Origin of the sequence: Rhizobacter sp. (genome assembly GCF_031412495.1) — a bacterium.
Classification (GTDB): Bacteria; Pseudomonadota; Gammaproteobacteria; order Burkholderiales; family Burkholderiaceae_C; genus Schlegelella_A.
The window spans coordinates 1-4,761 of the sequence record NZ_JANODC010000525.1; the positions used below are offsets into that span (position 1 = coordinate 1).

The window sequence follows — 4,761 nt, forward strand, 5'->3', positions numbered from 1 at the left end:
GCGGCGAGCGCCGATTGCTCGTCGTCGAACACGCGCGCCGGGCCGGTGATGACCGGGTTCTTGAGGCCCGTGATCTTGGCGACGCAACCCTCGGGCGAGAGGTTGCCGCGCAGGATGGCGAGGTGGCCGTGCTCGTACATCGGTCGGTCGATCGGCCGGATCACATCCTGGCCGGCCGGCGCGGTGGGGAGGCCGGCGAGCGTCTCGGCCAGAGTCTTGCCGGTGATGGTGATGCAGTCGCCGTGCAGGTGCCCGGCTTCGAGCAGGATCCTCATCACCTCGGGGATGCCGCCGGCGCGGTGCAGGTCGACCGCGAGGTACCTGCCGGAAGGCTTCAGGTCGCAGAGCACCGGCACCTTGCGCCGCACGCGCTCGAAGTCGTCGATCGTCCACTCGACCTCGGCCGCATGGGCGATGGCCAGGAAGTGCAGCACCGCGTTGGTCGAGCCGCCGGTGGCCATGATGACGGCGACCGCGTTCTCGATGCTCCTGCGCGTGACGATGTCGCGCGGCTTCAGGTCGCGGCGCACTGCCTCGACGAGGACCCGCGCCGCGTTCTTGGCCGCACCGACGATCTCGTCGTGCACGTTGGCCATGGTGCTGGAGTAGGGCAGGCTCATGCCGAGGGCCTCGAACGCCGAGCTCATGGTGTTGGCCGTGTACATGCCGCCGCACGACCCGCTGCCGGGAATAGCGCGCCGCTCGATCTCGCCGAAGTCCTTCTCGCTCATCGTCCCGGCGCTGAACTGGCCGACGGCCTCGAAGACGCTGACGATGTTCAGGTCCTGGCCCTCGTAGCGGCCGGGCAGGATGGTGCCGCCGTAGACGTAGATCGCGGGGACGTTGGCGCGAAGGATGCCCATCATCCCGCCCGGCATGTTCTTGTCGCAGCCGCCGACGACGAGCACGCCGTCCATCCACTGGCCGCCGACGCAGGTCTCGATGCAGTCGGCGATGACCTCGCGCGAGACCAGGCTGTACTTCATGCCCTCGGTGCCCATCGCCATGCCGTCGCTGATGGTGGGCGTGCCGAAGATCTGCGCGTTGCCGCCCGCTTCCTCGATGCCGGCGACCGCCGCGTCGGCGAGCTTCTGCAGGCCGGAGTTGCACGGCGTGATGGTCGAGTGGCCGTTGGCGACGCCGATCATGGGCTTGCCGAAATCGCCCTTCTCGTAGCCCAGCGCGTAGTACATGGACCGGTTCGGCGCCCGCGCCACGCCCTCGGTGATGTTCCTGGAGCGGCGGTTGATTGGCATGGCGATGTCATCCTGGGCGGGGCGAAGGACCTCATCGTAGCGCCGAGATCCTTCGCTTCGCCCGGGATGACGGCCCGGGTCCGTCGATATCATTCCCGCATGCTCGTGCACCCGCAGTTCGACCCGATCGCGATCGACCTCACCAAGCTCGGCCTGCCGGTCGCGATCCACTGGTACGGGATCACCTACCTCGTCGCCTTCGGGCTGTTCCTCTTCCTCGCCGTGCGGCGCTCGCGGCTGCCTCATTTCGCCGCGGCAGGCTGGACCCGGCAGGACGTCGAGGACCTGCTGTTCTACGGCGTGCTCGGCACCGTCATCGGCGGCCGTCTCGGCTACGTGCTGTTCTACAAGCCCGGCTACTACGCGAGCCATCCGCTCGAGATCTTCGCCGTCTGGAAGGGCGGCATGGCTTTCCACGGCGGGTTGCTCGGCGTCCTCGCCGCGCTCGCCCTGTATGCCCATGTCCGCAAGCGACGCTTCCTCGAGGTCACCGACCTGGTGGCGCCGTGCGTGCCGACCGGCTTTGCGGCGGGGCGGATCGGCAACTTCATCAACGGCGAACTGTGGGGCCGCTTCGCCGACCCGGCGCTGCCGTGGGGCATGGTGTTCCCGCAGTCGGGTTCGCCGCTGCCGCGCCATCCGTCGCAGCTCTACCAGTTCGCGCTCGAAGGCATCCTCCTGTTCGTCGTGCTGTGGGTGTACGGCCGCCAGCCGCGCGGCCTGGGCCAGGTCAGCGGCGCGTTCCTGGCGGGATATGGCGTGCTGCGCTTCTTCGCCGAGTTCTTCCGCGAGCCCGACAGCTTCCTCGGCCTCCTCGCCTTCGACATGAGCATGGGCCAGTGGCTGTGCCTGCCGATGATCGCCGCCGGCATCGCCCTGTGGACCTGGGGCCGGGGCCGGCCGACCCCGCCAGTCGCCGGCGGCGGGCCGCGGCCGCCGCGCGCCTGAGGAGCCGACGATGCGCCAGATCGTCCTCGACACCGAGACCACCGGCCTCAGCCCCGAGTCGGGCGACCGGATCATCGAAATCGGCTGCGTCGAGCTCGTCAACCGGCGCCTGAGCGGGCGGACCCTGCACTTCTACGTGAACCCGGAGCGCCGCAACAGCGTCGACGCGTTCAAGGTGCACGGCCTCTCCGACGAGTTCCTCGCCGACAAGCCGCTGTTCGGCGAGGTCGTCGAAGAGCTGCTCGAGTTCGTGCGCGGCGCCGAGATCATCATCCACAACGCCGCCTTCGACATCGGCTTCCTCGACGCCGAGCTGCGCCGCATCGGCCGGCCGTGCTTCACGGCGCAGGAGGTCCGCATCACCGACAGCCTGTCGATGGCCCGCGACAGCTTCCCGGGCAAGTCGAACTCGCTCGACGCGCTTTGCAAGCGGCTCGAGGTGAACAACGCGGGGCGTGAGCTGCACGGCGCGCTCCTCGATGCCGGGCTGCTGGCCGAGGTCTACATCCGCATGACGCGCGGGCAGGGCGCCCTCGTCATCGACAGCACCGACGGCTTCGCCGCCGAGATCGCGGCGCGGCCGGTCGATTTCGGTCTGCTGAGTCTCGTGGTCATCGAACCCGACGACGAGGAGCTGCTGGCCCACGCCGCGCTCCTGGCCGAGATCGACAAGGCCAGCGGTGGCAGGACGGTGTGGCAGAACCGCTGAGGGCGCGGCCAGGCCCGCGACCACTTTCGACGCGGCGCTGTGCAACAATCTCGACCCTTCCCGGCCTAGCCGGAAAGTCCTCACCGGGTGGTTAGCTCAGCGGTAGAGCACTGCCTTCACACGGCAGGGGTCACAGGTTCAATCCCTGTACCACCCACCAATAGATCGACGACTTACGGGGGTAGCAACGTCTCCTTTGGAGACATCCTCGTCAGTCGATCAGGACGCCGTCCTCGAAGAACGGATAGGGCCCTTCGAACGTTCCGCTCGCCGCGAGGTGGCTCACGAGCCGCTGCTCGTGCGGGTTCCAGGCGTGCACCCGGAACGCGGGCGGTTCGAGGGTCCACGCCGAGACGGCGTCGGGGTCGAGGTCCAGACAGACCTGATGCGCGGGGCCCGGGGCCGTGGAGGCAATGGTGCCTGCGAAGCGGACGTCGATCGCCCGGTGCAAGTGGCCGCAGATGATGCGCTCGACGTTCGAATGTCCCGCGACGATCGCCTCGAGCTCGGGCCCGCCCGCCAGCAGCCCGATGTTGTCCATGTGGCCGATCAGCGTCTGGAACGGCGGGTGATGCATGGCGATGACGACGGGCCGGCCGGCCGCAGCGGCGAGCTGCTCCTCCAGCCACGCCAGCCGCTCGGCGTCGAGCGCGCCTTCGCTGCGCCCGGGGACGACCGTGTCCAGCGCCAGCAGGCGCAGCGGGCCGACGTCGACGGCGAATTGCACGTACTGGTCAGAACCGAGGTAGGCATGCGCCGGAAAACTGCGCCGCATCTCGTCGCGACTGTCGTGGTTGCCCGGCATCAGGAAGACGGGCAGGCCAGCGGCCTCGAGGGGGGCGATCTGGTCGCGCAGGGAGGCATATTCGGCCGGGCGCCCGAAGTCCGTGAGGTCGCCGCTGATGACCACGGCGTCCGGGCGCTGCCTGAGTGCCAGCACCGAGGCGACCATCGCGCGGAAATAGCCGGACGTGTCGACGCGGCGATAGGCGAGGCGACCCGGCTCGCGGATGTGCAGGTCGGTCAGCTGCACCAGGATGGTCGGCGCGTCGGCGCTTGCGGAACCCATGGCCTGGCTCACGTCGCCGCCTGCAGGGAGGCCATGAGCCGATCGGGTGCGACCCACAGGCCGACGTCGTCGCCGACATCGAACGGGCTGTCGCGCGCCACGTCGGCGACGAGCGGCGCCTGTCCGGCCGCCTCGACGCGCAGGTGGATACGCTCGCCGAGGAAGGTGCGGTGCCGCACGGTGGCGGCGGCCCAGCCTGCCTGGCGTGGCCCGATCTGCAGGTCCTCCGGCCGGACCAGCACGCTCGCCTCGGACGACCGGGCCGCGCACGGCCACTCGACACCGCCGAGCTTGACCACCCCCCGCGTCACGGCGTCGGCGTCGCGCTCGATCCGGTTCACCCGCCCCAGGAACTCGGCCACGAACGCATGCGTGGGCGCGCGGTAGAGCGTCTCGGCATCGCCTACCTGGACGATGCTGCCGGCGTGCATCACGGCGAGCCGGTCGGCGATTGCGAAGGCCTCGTGCTGGTCGTGGGTGACGTGCACGGCGGTGATGCCGAGGCGGCGCAGCAGCTCGGCGAGCTCGTCGCGCAGCGACTCCTTGAGCTTGGCGTCGAGGGCGGCAAGCGGCTCGTCGAGCAGCAGCACGCGCGGCCGCACCGCCACTGCGCGGGCGAGGGCGACGCGCTGGCGCTGCCCGCCGGACAGCTCGGCGGGGCGCTTGCCCTCCAGTCCGTTCAGGCGCACCAGGTCGACGCGCTCGCCCACGGCGCGCCGGCGCTCGGCGGCGTCGACGCCGCGCACCAGCAGGCCGTAGCCGATGTTGGCCGACACCGT

General features: G+C 70.0%; 5 protein-coding genes and 1 tRNA gene. 3 read left to right on the top strand and 3 right to left on the bottom strand.

The annotated features are described in order from the left end of the window. A partial coding sequence (locus AC30N0_RS19600; protein ID WP_489519560.1) for a dihydroxy-acid dehydratase domain-containing protein occupies nucleotides 1-1,256 on the bottom strand: 1,256 nt, incomplete at its 3' end. Nucleotides 1,257-1,355: 99 nt separating this feature from the next. Between AC30N0_RS19600 and lgt the strand changes: the two genes are divergently transcribed. From lgt to AC30N0_RS19615, 3 genes are all read left to right on the top strand, one after another. Beyond that, nucleotides 1,356-2,204, top strand: a complete 849-nt coding sequence (lgt, locus tag AC30N0_RS19605) for a prolipoprotein diacylglyceryl transferase (RefSeq protein ID WP_489519561.1) — start codon at nucleotides 1,356-1,358, stop codon at nucleotides 2,202-2,204. A gap of 10 nt (nucleotides 2,205-2,214) precedes the next feature. After that, nucleotides 2,215-2,913, top strand: coding sequence for a DNA polymerase III subunit epsilon (gene dnaQ, locus AC30N0_RS19610; RefSeq protein ID WP_489519562.1), 699 nt, complete (start codon nucleotides 2,215-2,217; stop codon nucleotides 2,911-2,913). A gap of 85 nt (nucleotides 2,914-2,998) precedes the next feature. Next, a tRNA-Val gene (locus tag AC30N0_RS19615) sits at nucleotides 2,999-3,073 on the top strand. Nucleotides 3,074-3,124: 51 nt separating this feature from the next. Here AC30N0_RS19615 and AC30N0_RS19620 read toward each other — a convergent pair. Both AC30N0_RS19620 and AC30N0_RS19625 read right to left on the bottom strand, forming a co-directional pair. Next, the gene (locus AC30N0_RS19620) at nucleotides 3,125-3,982 is read right to left on the bottom strand and encodes a phosphodiesterase (RefSeq protein WP_489519563.1); all 858 of its coding nucleotides are present in this window, start codon (nucleotides 3,980-3,982) and stop codon (nucleotides 3,125-3,127) included. Nucleotides 3,983-3,990: 8 nt separating this feature from the next. Then, nucleotides 3,991-4,761 (bottom strand): ABC transporter ATP-binding protein (locus AC30N0_RS19625; RefSeq protein ID WP_489519564.1); only part of this gene is annotated, 771 nt, incomplete at its 5' end.

Bases quoted from the DNA above. Each gene is read 5' to 3' on its own strand.
- AC30N0_RS19620 (WP_489519563.1), bottom strand. From the start codon at position 3,982: ATGGGTTCCGCAAGCGCCGACGCGCCGACCATCCTGGTGCAGCTGACC.
- dnaQ (WP_489519562.1), top strand. From the start codon at position 2,215: ATGCGCCAGATCGTCCTCGACACCGAGACCACCGGCCTCAGCCCCGAG.
- lgt (WP_489519561.1), top strand. From the start codon at position 1,356: ATGCTCGTGCACCCGCAGTTCGACCCGATCGCGATCGACCTCACCAAG.